Annotated in this window: 18 protein-coding genes and 1 other RNA gene; 12 read left to right on the top strand and 7 right to left on the bottom strand. The window is 64.9% G+C overall.

Annotated features, from left to right (window positions below):
- Positions 1-909, bottom strand: a 909-nt coding sequence (locus tag C515_RS22450) for a retention module-containing protein (RefSeq protein WP_051304760.1), incomplete at its 3' end; no start/stop codon positions are given.
- A gap of 210 nt (positions 910-1,119) precedes the next feature.
- Between C515_RS22450 and C515_RS0107865 the strand changes: the two genes are divergently transcribed.
- Both C515_RS0107865 and C515_RS22445 read left to right on the top strand, forming a co-directional pair.
- A complete protein-coding gene (locus C515_RS0107865) occupies positions 1,120-2,391 on the top strand; it encodes an O-acetylhomoserine aminocarboxypropyltransferase/cysteine synthase family protein (RefSeq protein WP_028455070.1) in 1,272 nt (423 codons plus the stop codon).
- A gap of 272 nt (positions 2,392-2,663) precedes the next feature.
- Complete coding sequence (locus tag C515_RS22445; protein WP_051304759.1) at positions 2,664-6,278, top strand: bifunctional diguanylate cyclase/phosphodiesterase; 3,615 nt, start codon at positions 2,664-2,666, stop codon at positions 6,276-6,278.
- Positions 6,279-6,383: 105 nt separating this feature from the next.
- Here C515_RS22445 and rnpB read toward each other — a convergent pair.
- An RNA gene (rnpB, locus tag C515_RS22455) (RNase P RNA component class A) lies at positions 6,384-6,753 on the bottom strand.
- Positions 6,754-6,899: 146 nt separating this feature from the next.
- Between rnpB and C515_RS0107855 the strand changes: the two genes are divergently transcribed.
- The gene (locus C515_RS0107855) at positions 6,900-7,094 is read left to right on the top strand and encodes a hypothetical protein (protein ID WP_028455069.1); all 195 of its coding nucleotides are present in this window, start codon (positions 6,900-6,902) and stop codon (positions 7,092-7,094) included.
- 20 nt (positions 7,095-7,114) lie between these two features.
- Here the strand turns inward: C515_RS0107855 and C515_RS0107850 are convergent, their stop codons facing one another.
- The 4 genes from C515_RS0107850 to C515_RS0107835 all read right to left on the bottom strand — a co-directional run bounded on the left by C515_RS0107850 (position 7,115) and on the right by C515_RS0107835 (position 10,843).
- The gene (locus C515_RS0107850) at positions 7,115-7,600 is read right to left on the bottom strand and encodes a hypothetical protein (RefSeq protein ID WP_158380793.1); all 486 of its coding nucleotides are present in this window, start codon (positions 7,598-7,600) and stop codon (positions 7,115-7,117) included.
- The gene (pyrC, locus tag C515_RS0107845) at positions 7,585-8,616 is read right to left on the bottom strand and encodes a dihydroorotase (protein WP_028455067.1); all 1,032 of its coding nucleotides are present in this window, start codon (positions 8,614-8,616) and stop codon (positions 7,585-7,587) included. Before pyrC ends, C515_RS0107850 begins: the two co-directional genes overlap by 16 nt.
- Positions 8,617-8,886: 270 nt before the next feature.
- Positions 8,887-9,129 (bottom strand): sulfurtransferase TusA family protein, encoded by a 243-nt coding sequence (locus tag C515_RS0107840; RefSeq protein WP_028455066.1) that lies wholly within the window; start codon positions 9,127-9,129, stop codon positions 8,887-8,889.
- 85 nt (positions 9,130-9,214) lie between these two features.
- Complete coding sequence (locus C515_RS0107835) at positions 9,215-10,843, bottom strand: phosphoethanolamine transferase (protein ID WP_028455065.1); 1,629 nt, start codon at positions 10,841-10,843, stop codon at positions 9,215-9,217.
- A 450-nt stretch (positions 10,844-11,293) separates the two neighbouring features.
- Here C515_RS0107835 and C515_RS0107830 point away from each other — a divergent pair, with 450 nt between their 5' ends.
- The 7 genes from C515_RS0107830 to C515_RS22440 all read left to right on the top strand — a co-directional run bounded on the left by C515_RS0107830 (position 11,294) and on the right by C515_RS22440 (position 16,578).
- Positions 11,294-11,560, top strand: coding sequence for a PepSY domain-containing protein (locus tag C515_RS0107830; protein WP_028455064.1), 267 nt, complete (start codon positions 11,294-11,296; stop codon positions 11,558-11,560).
- Positions 11,553-12,371, top strand: coding sequence for a phosphatase PAP2 family protein (locus tag C515_RS20195; RefSeq protein ID WP_051304758.1), 819 nt, complete (start codon positions 11,553-11,555; stop codon positions 12,369-12,371). Before C515_RS0107830 ends, C515_RS20195 begins: the two co-directional genes overlap by 8 nt.
- On the top strand, positions 12,274-12,819 hold the full coding sequence (locus C515_RS0107820) for a cytochrome b/b6 domain-containing protein (RefSeq protein WP_043648635.1): 546 nt from the start codon (positions 12,274-12,276) through the stop codon (positions 12,817-12,819). Before C515_RS20195 ends, C515_RS0107820 begins: the two co-directional genes overlap by 98 nt.
- A gap of 68 nt (positions 12,820-12,887) precedes the next feature.
- Positions 12,888-13,550, top strand: coding sequence for a response regulator transcription factor (locus C515_RS0107815; RefSeq protein WP_028455062.1), 663 nt, complete (start codon positions 12,888-12,890; stop codon positions 13,548-13,550).
- Complete coding sequence (locus C515_RS20190) at positions 13,547-14,851, top strand: ATP-binding protein (RefSeq protein WP_051304757.1); 1,305 nt, start codon at positions 13,547-13,549, stop codon at positions 14,849-14,851. The genes C515_RS0107815 and C515_RS20190 overlap by 4 nt, the downstream gene beginning before the upstream one ends.
- Positions 14,848-15,828, top strand: coding sequence for a cation diffusion facilitator family transporter (locus tag C515_RS20185; RefSeq protein ID WP_043648632.1), 981 nt, complete (start codon positions 14,848-14,850; stop codon positions 15,826-15,828). Before C515_RS20190 ends, C515_RS20185 begins: the two co-directional genes overlap by 4 nt.
- Positions 15,829-15,972: 144 nt before the next feature.
- Positions 15,973-16,578, top strand: a complete 606-nt coding sequence (locus C515_RS22440; protein WP_051304756.1) for a CNP1-like family protein — start codon at positions 15,973-15,975, stop codon at positions 16,576-16,578.
- Positions 16,579-16,706: 128 nt separating this feature from the next.
- On the opposite strand, the gene C515_RS0107795 is transcribed toward C515_RS22440, so the two are convergent.
- Complete coding sequence (locus C515_RS0107795) at positions 16,707-17,432, bottom strand: pseudouridine synthase (RefSeq protein WP_028455061.1); 726 nt, start codon at positions 17,430-17,432, stop codon at positions 16,707-16,709.
- A 192-nt stretch (positions 17,433-17,624) separates the two neighbouring features.
- Here C515_RS0107795 and C515_RS0107790 point away from each other — a divergent pair, with 192 nt between their 5' ends.
- Both C515_RS0107790 and nudC read left to right on the top strand, forming a co-directional pair.
- The gene (locus tag C515_RS0107790; protein WP_028455060.1) at positions 17,625-18,383 is read left to right on the top strand and encodes a sulfite exporter TauE/SafE family protein; all 759 of its coding nucleotides are present in this window, start codon (positions 17,625-17,627) and stop codon (positions 18,381-18,383) included.
- 41 nt (positions 18,384-18,424) lie between these two features.
- Entirely contained in the window at positions 18,425-19,249 is an 825-nt protein-coding gene (gene nudC, locus C515_RS20175) for an NAD(+) diphosphatase (protein WP_043648629.1), read from the top strand.
- Positions 19,250-19,368: the final 119 nt, after the last annotated feature.

Below are 19,368 nucleotides of genomic sequence, written 5' to 3'. Positions count from 1 at the left end.
GTCTTCGTTGGTCGTGACGCTGATGTCATCGCCCAGCGGACTGCCATTGCCGTCCACCAGCACCGGCGGATCATTCACCGGCAACACGCCAATGTTTATCGTGATCGTATCCGTGCCACCCTTGCCATCGCTGACGATCACCGTGAAACGATCGCTGCCCGTGTAATCCGGCCCCGGAGTGTAGCTCCAGCTGCCATCCGGATTGACCGTGGCCGTGCCATGCCGCGGTTCGCTGCTCTTGCTGAATGTCAGCGCGTCACCATCCGGGTCGCGGGCAAACAGAATGTCATTTACGGAAGTATTTTCCAGAACGGTGACACTGACTTCCTCGCCTTGCGGAGCACCACCGACATCGACGAACTCCGGCAATGCATTCGGCAAACCGTCTTCCTGAAGCACAATGCTTTGGCTGGAGCCAGGAACCATGCTGGATGGTTGCGCAGAGGCCACTCCTGTTGCATTCGCAAACACCAGCGGTGTCACCGCCTCGCTGACACGCAGCAGTTGCACGAAGCCATGACCCTCGCCTTCACCGGCGCCATTGAGGCCGGCGGCGGTGGCCTCCAGTTCGGTAGAAAGATCCTTGCCTTCTTCCAGCGCGGCCAGAATGCTGTCCACGCTTTGTTCGGGCTTGGCGACCTTGGCTTCGCCGGCGTCGCTGGGCGCAAGACCGGAGAGGTCGCCATCAACCAGCACGGTGCGATCCGGGCCCAGCTCGACCAGCTGGCCACTGGGCAGCAGCAGCGTCACCTGGCCGTCTGCACCGGTCACCAGCACCTGCCCCTGCTGCAGCACGGCGCCATTTTCAACAGGCAGCAAGGAGCCGTCAGGCTGGAGCAGGAAGGCGCGCCCTTCAACAACCATCAGGGTGGGGGCAGTATTTGCGGCGGGGGTGACTTGCTCGGCCATGGCGGGCTCCGGGGAGGGAATTTGACTTGCCGCACATTACGTCAGCCCCGGGCAAAAAACGATTGTACCGAAGTACAGGTATGACCCGGCGCAGCGGTGGTCACACATATCTTGATTCAATCTAAGGTCAGCGCGAAAAGTGTGATTTGGCAATATCTGCGCATGCTAGAGTAGGCGCCACCTCATCCACCTGTCCCAAGGGAGTGCCGCATGAAGTTCGATACGCTTGCCATTCACGCCGGTTATGAAATCGACCCGACCACCAAGTCGGTGGCCGTGCCCATTTACCAGACCACCAGCTACGCCTTCGACGATACCCAGCATGGCGCCGACCTCTTCGACCTGAAGGTGAAGGGCAATATCTATACGCGCATCATGAACCCGACCACCGACGTGCTCGAGCAGCGTGTGGCGGCGCTGGAGGGCGGCATCGGCGGGCTGGCGCTGGCCTCCGGCCAGGCGGCGATCACTTACGCCATCCTCACCATTGCCGAAGCCGGCGACAACATCATCGCCACCAGCGCGCTGTATGGCGGTACCTATAATCTGTTCGCGCACACGCTGCCGCAGTACGGCATCACGGTGAAGTTTGTCGACGCGAACGACCCGCAAGCGGCAGCCGCCTTGATCGACGAACGCACCAAGGCGATCTATTGCGAATCGATCGGCAACCCGCTGGGCAATGTCGTCGATTTCGCCGCCTTTGCCAACATTGCGCACGCCGGCGGCGTGCCGCTGATCGTCGACAATACCGTGCCGACACCGTATCTGACCCGCCCGATCGAGCACGGCGCGGACATCGTCGTGCATTCGCTGACCAAATACATTGGCGGCCACGGCACCAGCATTGGCGGCATCATTGTCGATTCCGGCAAATTCCCGTGGGCCGAGCACAAGGCGCGCTTCAAGCGCCTGAACGAGCCGGAGGTCAGCTATCACGGTGTGGTTTATACCGAGGCTCTCGGCCCGGCCGCCTTCATCGGCCGCGCGCGCACCGTGCCGCTGCGCAATATGGGCGCGTGCATTTCGCCGTTCAACGCCTTCCTGATCCTGCAGGGGCTGGAAACCCTGGCGCTGCGCATGGATCGCCATGTGGAAAACGCGCTGCAGGTCGCGCAATTCCTGCAGACGCACCCGAAGGTGAACTGGGTCAACTACGCCGGCCTCCCGGATCACCCCAGCCGACCGCTGGTCGACCAGTACTTCGGCGGCAAGGCGTCGGGTCTGCTGACCTTTGGCGTGAAGGGCGGGCGCGATGCCGGTGCGCGCTTCCAGGATGCGCTCAAACTCGTCACGCGGCTGGTGAACATCGGCGACGCCAAGAGTCTGGCCACCCATCCGGCCAGTACCACGCACCGCCAGCTCTCGCCGGAAGAACTCAAGAAGGCGGGCGTCAGCGAGGACATGGTGCGCCTGTCGATCGGCATCGAGCACATCGACGACATTCTGGCCGATCTGGATCAGGCTCTGGCTGCTGCCTGAGCCCCGACTGTCGCGCGAATGCGTCAGCCAGATTCTTTGGCTGGCGACGTGAAGTTGCAAGGCCTGCACGCCGGATTGCCTGGCATGGACAGCGTGCATGCGGGTGTGAATAGCGCTGGCGCGGCTAACTAAATGTGTTAAAAAGGCAGGCGGCCAGCGCCTGCCTTTTTTGTGCCCCGCAACATTTCATCGGCCAGCGGCAGACGGAAGCTGGCAAAGCCACCTTGAGAAACTAGCATTAGCTTGTCCTCAAACTTTCAGGCGTTAGCAGATTGAGCCTCCTAGCCCCCGCCCTCCTGGTTGAACAGCTGCCGCTGCTGTCGGCCTGGCAGTTCATCGAGCACAGCGCGCTGCCGGTGCTGGTCTGGGACCGGCAGCTGCGGCTGCTGCAGGTATCGCCCGCCGCCGCCGCCCTGCTCGGTCGCGCCCAAGGGCAGCTGGCCGGGCACTTCCTGAATGAACTGCTGCCGGTCAGCGAGCATTTCCGGCTCAGCGGCCTGCTGCTCAAGCTGCAGCACCATCCGGAAGCGCTGCAGCTGGAAGGCTGGGTGCTGGATGCGGAACACGCGGAAATGCGCGTACAGTGGCGCATCTGGCAGCTGGACGAACAGCACCAGCTGGGGCTGCTGTGCGACCAGCGCGAGCTCTCCGACCTGCGCGACGCGGTACAGATGCGCCAGGAGCTCTACAACGCCCTGATCACCCAGGCGCGCGACGCCATCGTGCTGGTCAATCCGGCGAACAAGCGCATCATCGAATTCAACCCGGCCGCCGCCCACATGCTGGGCTATGCGCCGGCCGAATTCGCCCGTCTGCAGCTATCCGACCTGGCTGCGCAGGACGAACTGAATACATGGCTTGGGTATAGCCACCGAGGCCAAATACACGAAAGCGTGGTACACGATACCCTGCTAAAAACCAAGGGCGGCACGCGCATCAACGTGCGCATCAGCAGCCGCCCGGTGCTGATCCAGGGCGACGCCATGCTGGCGACGCTGTGGACCGACATCACGCCCTCCCACCACGCGCGCCAGGAAATCGCCGCGCTGACCCAGCACATGAACCAGGTGCTGCGCGACGCGCAGATCGGCGCCTGGGATTACGACATCGCCAGCGGCATCATCCACGTCAACGAACAGTTCCACCGCCATTTCAGCCATGTGTTCGACACGCTGGACACGCACATCGACGAATGGCGCAAGATCCGCCATCCGCTGGACGAAGCCAACGCGGATGCGGCGCTGCTGGCGCACCTGGAAGGCAAGACCGCCGAATTCGAAGGCAAGTGGCGGCTGCAGCAGTCCGACGGCAGCTGGCACTGGTATGTGTCGCGAGGTCGCGTCATCGAGCGCGATCACGAAGGCCGGCCGCTGCGCATGACCGGCACCATCATCGACCTCAGTCGCCAGCAGGATGCGCTGGGCGAGCTGATCCGCTCGGAAACCAAGGCGCGCGCCACGCTGGATGCGCTGCCGGCCTGCATCGCCATCCTCGACCAGACCGGCGCCATCGTCACCACCAACGAATCCTGGCAGCGCTTCGAACAGCAACACGGCATGGCGCCCAACCATTGCCTGCAATGCCACATCGCCCAGCCCCCCGATTGCGACTGCGACTATGCCGATCTGAGCGAGGCCTACCAGGCCGGCCTGCAGACCGTGCTGCGCGGCGAGCTGGATCATTTCGAAATCGAAATACCGATGCCGGGCAAGCAGGCGACGCAGTGGTTCCTCTGCCGCATGCAGCGCGTGCAGCAGCTGGGCGGCCAGATCCTGCTGGCGCACGAGGACATCAGCCAGCAAAAGCTCATCAGCAAGGCCATCAACGACACCAAGGAACGCTACGAGCAGCTGCTGCACAATCTGCATGGCGTGGTCTGGGAGGCCGATGCCGGCACGCTGGAGCTGACCTTTGTCAGCGAGCAGGCCGCCACGCTGCTGGCCTACCCGCTGAGCTCCTTCTGGCGACACCAGTTCTGGCTGGAACACATCGCGCCGGAAGACCGCCCGCGCGTGATGAGCGGGCTGATCAACCTGGCCGCGCGCCCCGAGGGCGGCAGCCTGGAGCTGGAATACCGGCTGCGCAAGGGCGATGGCGCGCTGACCTGGATTCACGACCGCATCACCACGGTCGACGAAGACAGCGGCCCGCGCCGGCTGCGCGGCCTGCTGGTCGATGTCAGCGCCCGCAAGGTGGCCGAAGAGCAGCAGCGTCTGGCGGCCAGCGTGTTCGAGCACGCGCACGAGGGCATCCTGATCACCGATGCGCACAACCGCATCATCGACATGAACCAGACCTTCAACGAGCTGACCGGCTACAGCCGCGAGGAGCTGATCGGCCACACGCCGGCCATGCTGCGCTCGGGCCGGCACAACCGCGACTTTTTCAGCACCATGTGGGCGACCATCGAACGCGACGGCTTCTGGCGCGGCGAAATCTGGAACCGCCGCAAGAGCGGCGAATTCTGCGTCGACCTGCTGACGATTTCCGAGGTACGCGACGCCGAGCAGAATGTCAGCCATTACGTCGGCGTGTATGCCGACATCACCCAGCTCAAGCAGCAGGAGCAGAAACTCGAACTGCTGGCGCACTACGATGCGCTGACCGGCCTGCCCAACCGGGTACTGCTGGCCGACCGGCTGGAGCAGGCGCTGGCGCTGGCGCGGCGCAGCGGCCTCTTGCTGGCGGTCTGCTACCTCGACCTCGACGACTTCAAGCCCATCAACGACCGGCATGGCCATGAAATCGGCGACGACCTGCTGATCGAAATCGGCCGCCGCCTGATCGACAATGTGCGCGGTGGCGACACGGTAGCGCGGCTGGGCGGCGACGAATTCGTGCTGCTGCTGGGCAATCACGCCGCGCTGGAAGAATGCGAGCAGACGCTGCAGCGCATCCTGCAGATTGTCGCCGTGCCTTTTCTGCACAATGGCAATGTGCTGCGCGTCTCGGCCAGCCTGGGCGTCACGCTCTATCCGCAGGATGGCGCCGACGCCGAAGGGCTGCTGCGCCACGCCGACCAGGCGATGTATGCCGCCAAGCAGGCCGGCGCCAACCGCTACCATTTCTTCGATGCCGAACGCGATCAGGTGGTGCGCAAGCAGGGCCTGTTGCTGGACCGCATCGCGCGCGCCTGCGCGCAGCAGGAACTGCTGCTCTACTACCAGCCCAAGGTGGACCTGCAAAGCGGGCGCGTGATTGGCGCCGAGGCGCTACTGCGCTGGCAGCATCCCGAGCGCGGCATGATCATGCCGGGCGAATTCCTGCCGGTGCTGGAAAGCTCGGCGCTGGTCAGCGATATCGGCGACTGGATCATCCGCGAGGTACTGCGCCAGATGCATGCCTGGCAAAGCGAAGGTTTGTGCATTCCGGTCAGCGTCAATGTTTCGCCGCGCCAGCTCGCCAATGCCGAATTTCCGCTGCTGCTCGCCCGCGCGCTGGCGCAGCACGATTGCGTTGATCCGGCGCTGCTGGAAATCGAAATCGTCGAATCCGCCGCGCTGGAAGACATCGGCCGGGCGATCCGCATCCTGAATATCTGCCGCGGCATGGGCGTGCGCTTTGCGCTGGACGACTTTGGCACCGGCTACTCCTCGCTGACCTATTTCAAGCGTCTGCCCGCCGAAGTGTTGAAGATCGACCAGTCCTTCGTGCGCAACATGCTGTCGGACCCGAACGACGAAGCCATCGTGCGCGCGGTGATCAGCCTGGCCGAAGCCTTCGAGCGCAAGGTGATCGCCGAGGGCGTGGAAACCGCCGCGCACGGCACCCTGCTGCAAAGTCTGGGCTGCAGCCATGTGCAGGGCTACGGCATTGCCAGGCCAATGCCGGCGGCGCAATTCCCGCAATGGGTCAGCGACTACGAGGCCAAGCCGAGCTGGTCTTGATTGAAGGGGTCTTGACTGGAGGGGTATCGCGCCAGAGGCCAACATCCTAATGGGCTGCATGGCAACACACACCAGGGTATGCTGTGACGCGCTACGTGGGGATCAGGGCAAAGCAGGCCGGTAAGCCGGGTTCTGTACCCTGCCTTGCGGCAGGGTGACTGTCATTCCTCTAGGCCGGCCATTACTGGACGGCTCCAGCAACCTACCCGCAGACTCGGCGGGCCGCCTCAACGTCTGCTGCTTGGTCTTGCTCCGGATGGGGTTTAGCCTGCCAGCGCCTGTTGCCAGTGCTGCGGTGCGCTCTTACCGCACCTTTTCACCCTTGCCTGATCCCCTTGCGGGGCCATCGGCGGTTCAGCTCTCTGTTCCACTTTCCGTCGCCTCGCGACGCCCGGCCGTTAGCCGGCATCCTGCCCTGTGGAGCCCGGACTTTCCTCCCCCCCGTTGCCGGGGCAGCGACAGTCTGGCCTGCTTTGCCGGGGCGATTATCCGCACAAAGCACGGCCAGGGCAAACCGCCTGCGTATTTTTACCCGCCCAGGGCGGTAATCCTTGCGCGCGCCGCAGCCTCCCGGCGGCGCACACTGCCGGCATGGCAAGAGAAAACCAGGAGGAAGCCGCCATGTCCCACCGCGAAATCGACCATTTCCTGACGACACTGCCAGCCACGAGCAGCCTGATCGAGCAGGTCAGCGCCGTCAGCCACCACTTCCACATCCCGGCGCGCACGTCCTACGAGTTTGTCTGCGAATGCCGGCTGGAACGCGAAGACGCGAAACGGCTGCTGGCTGCGACGCAAGCCATGCCAGCGCATTGAGGCAGAAAAACCAGTGGCTTTCAGTCCTGCGCCAGCGGCAGGCCGCTTGCCGTGACCAGCCGCTGCGCCAGCAGCTGGGCAGCGGCGATGCCGCGCTCGGTGGCGCGGAACTGGGCAAAGGCAAAGCGCGGCTCGCCCTCGGCGCCGCGCAACATCACCCAGACGCTATCGCGACCGAACACATTGGGCTCCTGCTCCAGCGCCACCTCGCGGAAATCGCTGGCCGGGCGTACCTGCTGCCAGACCGGCAAGAGGCCCAGCAGGCAATGGCTGCGGCTCAGCCGCCCGGACTCGCAGCGGTGTTCGGTCGGCAGCGCCCAGAAAAAAGCCCCGGCCGCGATCATCGTGTACCAGAACACGCCGTAAAAGTTGTGCGTCATCCCGCCGGTGAGCAGCGGCTGCCCCCACCAGGCGGCGGCGGCCAGGCCGGCGCCGAACAGCCACCAGGCCGGACTTTGCGTCGTGCGATGGACAACCGCCGCTTCCGGCATCACAGCAATCGCCAACTGATTTCACTGCCGGCACGCAGCGGCACCACCACGCTGTCGCCGAAGGCGTACTCTTCCGGCACCGTCCAGCTTTCCTTCACCAGCGTCACCTTGTCAGCATTCGGCTTGAGGCCGTAGAAGGCCGGGCCGTTCAGGCTGGCGAATGCTTCCAGCTTGTCCAGCGCGCCGGCCGCTTCAAAGGCCTCGGCGTACAGCGGCAGCGCCGCGTGCGCGGTGTAGGCGCCGGCGCAGCCACAGGAGGCTTCCTTGGCATTCTTCGCGTGCGGTGCGCTGTCGGTGCCGAGGAAGAACTTGGCCGAACCGCTGGTCGCCGCGCGCACCAGCGCCTGGCGATGCACCTCGCGCTTGAGGATCGGCAGGCAGTAGTAGTGCGGGCGGATGCCGCCGGCCAGCATGGCGTTGCGGTTGTACAGCAGGTGATGCGCGGTAATGGTCGCGGCAACATTGGCGGGCGCGCTGGCGACAAAGTCGGCGGCGTCCCTGGTGGTGATGTGCTCGAACACCACTTTCAGTTCGGGCAGGCGCGCCAGCAGCGGCTGCATTACCCGGTCGATGAACACCGCTTCGCGGTCGAAAATGTCGATCTCGGCATCGGTGACTTCGCCGTGAACGAGGAAATTCAGCCCGACTTCGGCCATTTTCTCCAGCACGGCCATGCGGCGGTCGAGGTCGGTGACACCGCTGTCGGAGTTGGTGGTGGCGCCCGCCGGGTAGAGCTTCACGCCGTGGATGAAACCGGATTCCTTGGCGCGGACGATTTCATCCGGCGAGGTATTGTCGGTCAGATACAGTGTCATCAAGGGTTCGAAGGACATACCTGCTGGTACGGCAGCCAGAATGCGCTCGCGGTAGGCGGCCGCCTGCTCGACGGTCGTCACCGGCGGACGCAGGTTGGGCATGATGATGGCACGACCGAATTCGCGCGCGGTGTGCGGCACGACGGACTGCAGGAATTCGCCGTCGCGCACGTGCAGGTGCCAGTCGTCGGGGCGGGTAAGCGTCAGGGTTTGCATGGTGATGCTCCGGAATATCGGAAAACTTTGAAAAGCGAACCACAGAGGCACAGAGAAAACCAGCCACATCGCAAAGCCTTGCCGGCAAGTGTCTAGGCGCCTGCTCCCCCGCACATTACTTGATACAGCCAGCGGGTGTTTCAGGCCTGTCGGAGCGAACTTGCTCGCGAAACACTGTTGATCGCGAGCAAGCTCGCTCCTACGACCGCGAAGTCAAAAGACAGCGCAATGAAATCAAACCGGACTCTGTGTCTCTGTGGTTCAAGAAAATCAATCCGCGCGCTTCTGGATCAGGAACAGGAACTTGCCGTCCTCGACCCAGTGCTCGACCAGCGCGTTGCCGGTCTGCTTGCAAAATGCGGCGAAGTCGGTCGGCGTGGCCGGGTCGGTGCACGTCACCTGCAGCAGCTGGCCGCCGGCAAGGCTGGCCAGCGCCTTCTTGGTGCGCAGGATGGGCAAGGGACAGTTCAGGCCGGAAAGATCGGCAGCGAGATCGGCGGCGGGACGAGTCATGACGGGCGGCCAGCGGAACGAAAACGCCATTTTACGGGGAATCGCGCCGCTGGCGGCGGCAAATTGCAGCGGCAAGGGCTGCCGCTCAGGTGCTGCGGCATGGCGCGAGCAGGTCAAGCTCGGCCCGGCGCGCGCTGGTGGCAATGCCCAGCGCCCCCAGCAGCGTCGGAAACACATTGTCGTGACTGTAGGGCGCCGTGCGGTGTGCCGCCACGCACTCACGCGACAGGCCGCTGGCGGCCAGATAATCAGGCGAAAACCACATGATCCAGGGCACCCGCGTCTGCTGCTGCGGAGCAATCAGATAGGGCGTGGCGTGCAGATAGAGGCCGTGCTCCCCCGTCGATTCGCCATGGTCGGACACATACAGCAGCGCGCTCTGATACTCGGCATGTGCGGCAGACAGGCGCACGGCGCCGGCCAGCACATGATCGGTGTAGCGGATGGCATTGTCGTAGGCATTGACGATCTGCCCGCGCGGGCAATCCTGCAACTGATTGCTGCGGCAAACCGGGCTGAAGGCCTCGAAGGCTGGCGGATAGCGCAGATAATAGGCCGGGCCATGATTGCCCTTCTGGTGCAAGACCACCAGCGTATCCTGCGCCGGCCCCTGCAGGGCCTGCTGCAGGCGGCCCAGCAGCGCGCCGTCATAGCATTCGTCGGCCCGGCAATCCGGTGCTGCGCCGCCGTCGGGCAGGCGCATTTCACCGACGCGCGCCGCCACGCCCTTGCTGCCGGAATTATTGTCCAGCCACAGCACGCGATAACCGGCATGGCGGGCGATGTCGAGCAGATTCTCCCGCGCCTGCGCACGCGCCAGGCTGAACTCCTCGCGGGTATAGCCGGAAAAGAGGCAGGGCACCGACACCGCGGTTTCGGTGCCGCAGGCAGACACCTGCGTCAGGCTCACCACCGGCAATTGCGCCAGCTCCGGATTGGTCGGCCGGGCATAACCGTTGAGTGCAAAGCTCTCGGCGCGCGCCGTTTCACCCAGCACCATCACCATCAGCATGGGCTTGCGCGCCGGACGCGCCATCCAGCCGGCCAAGCGCGCGTCGCGGCCATAAGGCTGCGCATCCTGCGGCGCCACGTGACGCTCGCCAGCGGCCAGCCGGAACGTGGCATAGACGGCGTTGAGCGGATTGATCTGGTAGCGCAGCATCTTGTTGTTGCGCACCAGCGAGGCAAAACCGGAATAGAAAGGCAGCACCAGCAGGACGGCGACGGCCAGCGCCAGCACGCTCAGCAGCGTTTTCTGGCGCAGCAGCCCGGGCAGGGTCGGCGGAAAGCGCAGCTCGGTGCGCAGCAAGAGCAGCACGGGCAAGCCCCACAGCAGCAGCAGATAGCCCAGCAGGCGCAGGCTGAAGAGCTCGCCCGCCTCGCGGTAATCCGTTTGCAGGGCATTGTGGGCCATGTCGGCATTCAAATAAACATGGTAGGTATCGACGAAATACGCACACAGGGCAAGGGCCAGCAACCATAACCCGGCAAGGTATTTGCCGATGCGCGGCCAGAGCAGCAGATTGCAGCCCAGCAGGAACACGACAAGCAGCAAACCGGCCAGCGCAAGCAGCAAGGCCGGCTGGCGGCCAGCATCCAGAATGCGGGCCGCGCTGTGCCAGAAGGTCAGATTGCCCAGCGCCAGGGTCCAGGCAGACAGGAGGAGGGCCAGCGCCCAGGCCGGCAGGCGCCAGCGCTTGAAAACAGCATGCATATCGACAGACCGCAGAATGAAACCAGCCTGCAGCCTGCCGCCGCAGGCTTAAGCGAGCGTTAACCGCGTGTTGATCGGGTCTGGCCAACAGCAAGCAGCGGGCAAAGTCCGGCGCCACGCACCAGCTGCAAAAAATCAGCCACTTGTTTTTGCCTTCCCTCCATTTCCCCCGCTTCCCCGAGAAAAAAGAGCCACCGGCTGTTTATTGATCCGGCCCTCAGAAGTTTGAATTTCCGTAGGAGCGAGCTTGCTCGCGAAGCGCTGCTGATCGCGAGCAAGCTCGCTCCTACGCGTGAAAACATCAGAGGGCCGGATCAATAATAAGAGCCTCGCGCGGGCAGCGACATGGCCAGACGGTATTTTTCCCGGTGTACGCGCTCTTCATTTCCGCTTCATTCAGCGGGTTTGCAATACGCAGGCCATCCAACCACTGCCAATGGAGCAACACCGATGAAACACCTCGTACTTACCCTCGCCGCCACACTGATCGCCGGTTCTGCCTTTGCCGGCGCGCAATGCGCCAAACACCCGCAAAAGGAATGGCTACCGCAGGATCAGGCCAAGGCGAAAATCACCGCCATGGGCTACAAGATCAAGAAATTCAAGGTCGACGGCGATTGCTATGAAATTTATGGCTGGAACAAGGACGGCAAGAAGGCCGAGGTGTATTTCGACACCAAGGACCTGAGCGTCGTGAAAGCCGAAATCGGTGAATAAACCGGCTATTGGCCGGCCAGACCGCCGGCAGTTTGCCCGGGCCCATGGCCTGGGACTGCTGCTGGCGGCCCTGCTGCTGGTCCTGCTCAATTACGCCAGCGACTGGGACATCCGGCTGGCCGACCATTACTACGACTTTGCCGCACACCGCTTTCCCTGGCGCGATGCCTGGCTGACCAGCGAATTCGGTCACCACTGGCTGAAGCTGGCCCTTGAGCTGCTTGCCGCCGCCCTGCTGCTGGCCGGTCTGCGCCAGGGGCTCCGGCAGGGCTGGCATACGCCGGACGCACGGCGCTGGCTGGTCATCATGCTCGCCATCGTGCTGGTTCCCGGCGTGGTCGCCGCGTGCAAGCAGTTCAGCAGTCTGCATTGTCCGTGGGACATCGCCCGCTGGGGCGGCGCTGCCCCGTATCTGCGCCTTTTCGACAGCCTGCCGGCAGGCGTCAGTCCCGGCCAGTGCTTCCCGGCCGGCCATGCCACCAGCGGCCTGTGGCTGCTGGGTCTGGTCGCCATCTGGCTGCCGCAGCGCCCGCGGCGCGCGCTGGCGATGACGCCGCTGCTGCTCGCCCCGGGACTGGCATTGGGCTGGCTGCAACAGATGCGCGGCGCCCATCTGCTGTCGCACACGCTGTGGTCGGTCTGGCTGGCTTGGGCCATCGTCGCCGCGCTGTGCGCCTGGCTGCTCTTTCCCGCATCCGCCAAGGAGAATCGCCATGTCCGCTACCAAACACCGCATCAAGGTCTGGGATCCGCTGCTGCGCAGCCTGCACTGGAGTCTGGTGCTGTGCGTGCTGGCCAATCTGGTCAATGAGGGCGGCAGCGACTGGCACCGCCGCGCCGGCTATGTGGCCAGCGCCATCGTGGTATTGCGCTGCATCTGGGGGGTGGTCGGGCCACGGCATGCGCGCTTTGCCGACTGGTGGCCGACGCCGGCGCGGCTCTTGCCCTATCTGCGCGCGCTGCTGCGCGGCCAGGCGCCGCGCATGCTGGGCCACAACCCAGCCGGAGCAGTGATGATGCTCGTCTTGCTGATGCTGGTCATGACGCTCGGCCTGAGCGGCTATATGATGGGAAGCGATGCCTTCTGGGGCGAAGAGTGGCTGGAAGAACTGCACGAGGGCGTGGCCAACACGCTGATCGCCGCGGTCAGCCTGCACGTGCTGGCCGCCATCATTGAAAGCATTCGCCATCGCGAAAACCTGCCGCTGGCGATGATCAACGGCTACAAGCGCGCCGAACCGACCGGGAAGTCCGATTAGACTCAGCCCCCGGCAAGCTGGCTGGACCACGTAAAACGTAATCAAACAAACATCAACAGAACCTAACGATGCAATTGCTGCTGGTGGAAGACGATCTGCTGCTCGGTGACGGGCTGCGCGAAGGCCTGCTCGATGCCGGCTTTCGCGTCGAATGGCTGCACGACGGGCAGGCCGCCTGGCACCTGCTGTCGGCCCCGCACCAGTTCGACGCCATCGTTCTCGACATCAACCTCCCGAGGCTGGACGGCCTCGCCGTGCTGGAACGCCTGCGTGCCGCGCACGATGCCACGCCGGTGCTGCTGCTGACCGCCCGCGCCGGCATCGACGAGCGCATCGCCGGACTCAACAGCGGCGCCGACGACTACCTGCCCAAGCCCTTTGCGCTGGGCGAGCTGGTCGCGCGCCTGCAAGCCCTGCTGCGCCGGGCGCACGGGCTGGCCGGGCGCAGCCTGCGCTGGCGCGAAGTTGAACTGATTCCGGCCCGTCAGCAGGTATTGCTGGCCAGCCAGCCGCTGGAACTGACTGCAACCGAATACCGCCTGCTGTATCTGCTGATGCTCAATTACCCGCACTACCTCTCGCGCAGCCAGCTCGAAGAAAAACTGTTTGGCTGGCAGAACGAGCTGGAAAGCAATTCGCTCGACGTCCACCTCTCGCACCTGCGCAAGAAACTGGGCAGCGAGGCCATCCGCAACCAGCGCGGGCTGGGCTGGCGGCTGGACGACGCATGAAGCTGCCCGGCATCGGCCAGTCACTGACGGCAAGACTGACCTGGTTCGCCGGTCTGGGCACCCTGCTGGTCTGGACCCTGCTGACACTGAGCACACTGTTCACCGTGCGCCACGAGTTCGGCGAAATGCTCGATCATCGCCTGCAGCATGTTGCCCGGCTATTGCTGACCATCGACACCCTGGGACGGGTGGGCCAGGACGATGGCGAGCTGGACCCGAGCTTCAGCTTTGCCGTGTATGCCGCGGATGGCCGTCTGCTCACGGCCAGCCACCAGCCAGCGTTGCCGCTGCTCGCGCCGGGCGACAACCGGCAGTCGCGCCGCCGCATCGATTACCAGGGGGCGCGCTGGCAGCTCGCGGTGGCCAGCAATGCCCAGCGTACCGTGATCGTCGGCGAGCTGATCGACTGGCAGGAAGAGGTGATCGAAGAAGTACTGGAGCACCTGGGCTGGCCGGCGCTGGCTGCACTGCTGCTGCTGCTCGCCCTGCTCTATCTGGGTGTGCGGCGGGGTCTGGCCCCGCTGCAGACGCTGCGCAGCGAGCTGGCGGCGCGCACGCCGCAGGAGCTGGCCCCGCTGGAAAGTCCGGCGCCCCGGGAAATCCGCCCGCTGACCGAGCAGCTCAACAGCCTGTTCGCTGCGGTGCGCCAGGTGATGGCGCGCGAGCAACGCTTTACCGCCGATGCCGCGCACGAGCTGCGCACGCCGCTGGCCGCGCTGCAGATCCAGCTGGATGTCGCCAGCAGCAGCCCGCGCCCGGAAGCCCGCGAACGCGCGCTGCGGCAGGCCCATGCCGGCGTGGCGCGCGCCACGCAGCTGGTCAACCAGCTGCTGGAGCTGGCCCGGCTGGAGCACCTGGGCGAACTGCACAGCCAGCCGCTGGATCTGGCAGCACTGGCCATGGCCGCTGCGCGCGAAGACGGCGACGGTGTCGTGCAGGTCAGCGGCGCCTGCCCGCTGCGCCCGCCCGGCGATGCGGCACTGTTCCGCCTGCTGTTGCGCAACCTGATCGACAACGCCCGCCGCTACGGCGCCACGCCCGTCATGCTGCAACTGCATGCCAGCGGTCTGACCGTCGCGGATTGCGGCCCCGGCGTGGACGCGGACACGCTGGCGCGGCTGGGCGAGCGCTTCTTCCGCCCTCCCGGCCAGGCGCAGACCGGCGCCGGCCTGGGGCTGTCGATTGTCCAGCGCATCGCCACGCTGCACGGCGCGCAGCTGCGGCTTTACAATCAGCCCGACGGCGGCTTTGCGGTCAGCATCAGCTGGCCGGCCATCCACGAGGATCCGAGCACACCATGAGTCATGCCCACCACCACCCGCACGATCAGGCCGGCGGCCATCATGCCGACCATGATCACGAGTTCGATCACAGTCACCACCATCATCACCATGCCGCGCCGGCCTCGCAAAAGCGCCTGCTGTTCGCGCTGCTGATCACCGGCGGCTTTGGCGTGGTCGAGCTCGTCGGCGGCTGGTGGACGGGATCGCTGGCGCTGATTTCCGACGCCGGCCACATGTTCACCGACGCCGCTTCGCTGCTGCTGGCGCTGATCGCCAACCTCGTCGGCCAGCGCCCGGCGAACGAGGCCAACTCCTACGGCTACGGCCGCGCCGAGGTGCTCGGCGCGCTGATCAACAGCATCGCCATGATCGCGCTGGTGGTGTGGATCGGCGTCGAGGCCGTGCAGCGCCTGCTGAATCCGCAACCGGTCAACGGCGGCGGCGTGATGATCATTGCCGTGATCGGTCTGGTCGTGAACATCCTCTCGGCCTGGCAGCTTTCGCACGACCACGACAATATGAACAGCCGCGCCGCGCTGCTGCACGTGCTGGGCGACCTGCTCGGCTCGGTCGCCGCCATTGCCGCCGGCGCCATCATCTATTTCACCGGCTGGCAACCCATCGACCCCATCCTGTCGGTACTGGTACTGGGGCTGATCATGCGCTCGACCTGGGCGCTGCTGAAGCAGGCCACGCACGACCTGATGGAGGGCGTGCCCGCCCACCTGAAGCTGCACGACATCGGCATGGCCATGGCCGCCGAGCCCGGTGTACAGGAAGTCCACGACCTGCACGTCTGGCGCATCGCCGGCCAGCGCGTCGCACTGTCGGCCCATCTGCAGATCGACGACGGCCAGCACTGGCCAGCGCTGCTGGCGCGGCTGAACCGCCTGCTGCTGGAGCGCTACCGCATCGATCATGTTACCCTGCAGCCGAACTGGAGCCGCGGCCAGCCGGGCAAGCGGGTCATTCCGATTCATCCGCGGCCGCATTGAGCCAGCCGCACGCCTTTGCTAGCATCGGCGGCCAAGCACCCTTTTATTGCCTTGCACCCGTTGGCGCCTGCCAGGCGGAACGGGACTGCAGCACCTCGTGCACGCCCTGCCGGGCGTCACGGGAATTGTCACAGGATTTCCATCATGCGCCTGCCCTGCCTTGCCTCCCTGCTTGCCGCCGCACTGACTGCGGCGAGCATCACGCCCGCTCTCGCCGACGAAAGCCGCAACCCGACCGGAGCGGAAATCGAGCGCAGCGAAAAAGGGCTGTTTCGCAGCTGGATGGAGACCGGCCGCGCCGCGCCCAATGAAGGCAGCTTCAGCCAGCCGGAACTGGCCGGACTGAAAGACTGGGCCAAGATCCGGATGCCGCATGCCAAAACCTACGACTTCCTGATCGCACTGGACAGCATCAGCATTGGCAAGAGCGATGACATCGTGCGCTATGTGGTCATGGCCGAAGCGCGGGAAAGCAAGGTGCGCAATGTGCTTTTCGAAGGCATAGACTGCATTTCCGCGCAGTACCGCAGCTATGCCTTCGGCCGGCCCGACGGCAGCTGGGCGGAAAACAGCTCGGGCAACTGGAAGCTGATCACTGCCAATACCCACAATGCCTGGCAGGCCGTGCTGGTCGACGAATTCTGCCAGCTGGGCGGCCCATACAAGCTGGCGACCATCATCGACAATCTGAGCTCCGAACGCGTCGCCAACGAGTGTCTGGATTGCGCGACCAAGCGGACCAATCGCTAGGCGTGAGGCGTGAGGCGTGAGGCGTGAGGCGTGAGCAGGATACACACCACCCTATATCGCCACAGGCCTCTCCCTCAATGGGCTACAGCGCAATACCCAAGAAGATCACAAGCTGAAGCTTGCGCCACTCAACTCTGGGCCTGCAGGGCGGCGAGCTGCTCGGGCGTCAGGTAGCGCCACTCGCCTTCGTCCAGATCCAGCGCAGCCAGCGTCATCCCGCCGATGGCCGTACGCGTCAGCGCCGCGCAGTGGTTGCCGGCAGCGGCGAGCATGCGCTTCACCTGATGGTATTTGCCCTGCTCCAGCACGATTTCGATGCGGAAGTCGTCGAGCTGCGCGCAGTGCACGGCCGCCAGCGGCGCGGGTTCGTCGATCAGCTGCACGCCAGCCAGCAGTTTGCCTACCAGTTCCGGCGTCACGGCCTCGGCACAGGTCGCCACATAGAGCTTGGGCACATGGTGCTTGGGATGACTTTGCGCGTGAATGAAGGCGCCATCGTCCGACAGCAGCAGCAAGCCGGTCGTGTCGTGATCCAGCCGGCCCACCGGCTGCACATCCCGCCATTCGAAGTTCTCCGGCAGCAATTCCAGCACCGGCGGATGGTGCGAGGGCTTGCGCGAGCACTCGTAGCCGGACGGCTTGTTCAGCGCGATATACACCTGGCTGCGGTATTGCCAGTCCTCGCCAAACACCGTGAACGGCAGCCCTTCCTCGGGCTGGATTTCCTGCTTCCAGCTCTTGGCCGGCACGCCATTGATCGTCACCTCGCCATCGTCGACCAGCTCGCGGCAGCCCTTGCGCGAGCCAAAGCCCTGGCTTTGCAGGAAACGGTCGAGGGTAAGGGCTTTGGCCATGCTGGAATCCGGAAATCGTGTCAGAAGGTGCGCATGGTAAGCCCGCGCCGCAGTGAAATCCAGCGCCGGCAGGCAGCAGGCCGGGTCCGGGACGCCGCGCCCTGGCAGCAGGCTGCCGCATGCGGCGAACAAAGCGTGACGCGAAGCTGACGGCAGACGCGCTAAGCTGGTGTTTTGCCCGGAATCGCTGTCGTGCTGGATTCGCTGCTGCTGTTCGCTGTTTCCCTCATCGCCAATACGCTCTCGGCACTCGCCGGCGGTGGCGCGGGACTGCTGCAGCTGCCCATCCTGCTGTTTCTGGGGCTGGCGTTTCCGGTGGCGCTCGCCACACACAAGCTCGCCAGTGTCGCGCTGGGCGTCGGGGCGACGCTGAAACACCTGCGCTCGGGCACGCTTGATCTGCGTTTTTCCGCCATCATCCTCGCCGCCGGCCTGCCCGGCGTGCTGCTGGGCGCGCGGCTGATCCTGCACATTCCGGATCAGTGGGCGCTGCTGGCGCTGGCGACTCTCACTACCGGACTGGGTATTCACTCGCTAGCCAGTCCCCAATTGGGTCTGCAAGGCATACCCCGGCATCGATCCGGACACCGGCTCTGGCTGGGCGCGGCCGTGCTGTTGCTGATCGGCGTGCTGAACGGCTCGCTGACGTCGGGCACCGGCCTCTTTGTCACGCTGTGGCTGGTGTACTGGTTCGGGTTTGAGTACAAGCGTGCCGTTGCCTACACGCTGGTACTCGTTGGCCTGTTCTGGAACGGTACCGGCGCACTGGCGCTCGCCATGCAGGCCGGCATTTACTGGCCCTGGGTGCCGGTGCTGCTGGTGGCCTCTGCTCTGGGCGGCTATCTGGGCGCGCACTGGGCGCTGGTGAAGGGCAATCTGCTGGTCAAGCGCTGCTTTGAAGTCGTGACCCTGCTGACCGGCATTTCGCTCTTCATCAAGGCCTTCTGGTAGCCAGACGGCCAGCGCCAACACAACTTTCTCAGAATCCGACCATGCACTCTCCTTCACTGCCCGATGATTTCCTGCCCGCCTTCCGCATCCTGCCCGTTCCCGATCCGGCCGGGCTGGCGGTGGTGTTCTGCCGCAACGAGCTGCTCCTCGCCAGTCAGGCGCTGCCCAGTGGCAGGCTTGACTGGCCTTCTGGTACGCGCAGCTGGCTGATCGGCCACTGGCAGGGCGCGCCGGTGCAATTGCTCAGCCTGCCGGAGGGCGCCAGCATGGCCGGGCTGAGTGCGCATGGGCTACGAGCGAGCTGGGAGCTGCTGCCGCATGGCCACTATGCACTGGCAGCGCGCGGGCGCGAGCTGCTGCATTTTCTCGACGAGCACCGCTTCTGCGGCGTGTGCGGCCATGCCACCGCGCCACTGGAGCACGATGAAGCCGCCGTGATCTGCCCGTCCTGCGGCCATCGCGCCTGGCCGCGGCATTCGCCGGCCGTGATGGTGCTGATCCGCCGTGGCGAGGAAATCCTGCTGGCACGCTCGCCGCATTTCATCCCCGGCGTGTACGGGCTGATTGCCGGCTTTGTCGATGCCGGCGAGACGCTGGAAGCAGCGGCCGTGCGCGAGGTGCGTGAAGAGGTCGGCCTCGAAATCACCAATCTGCGCTGGTTCGGCAGCCAGAGCTGGCCCTATCCGCATTCGCTGATGCTGGCCTTTACCGCCGACTATGCCGGTGGCGAGATTGTCTGCCAGCCCGGCGAAATCGAGGATGCCGGCTGGTATCGCTTCGATGCGCTGCCGCACATCCCGAGTGGCGCGAGCCTCGCCTGGCGGCTGATCAAATCGGTTACAGACGAACTGGCCGCCCGCGCTTGACCGCACTCGTCAGCGGCTGTTACTGTCAAATCATGATGCAACGCACAAACCAACACGACGTATCCGTCGTCCTGAACCGAATCGTGTGGCTGAAACCCGGCCCCGCGGTTCGTGTGTGC

This window comes from Chitinilyticum litopenaei DSM 21440 (assembly GCF_000428145.1).
GTDB lineage: Bacteria > Pseudomonadota > Gammaproteobacteria > Burkholderiales > Chitinibacteraceae > Chitinilyticum > Chitinilyticum litopenaei.
The sequence above is the reverse complement of the archived record's forward strand: the minus strand, read 5'-3'. Positions and strand labels throughout refer to the sequence as shown.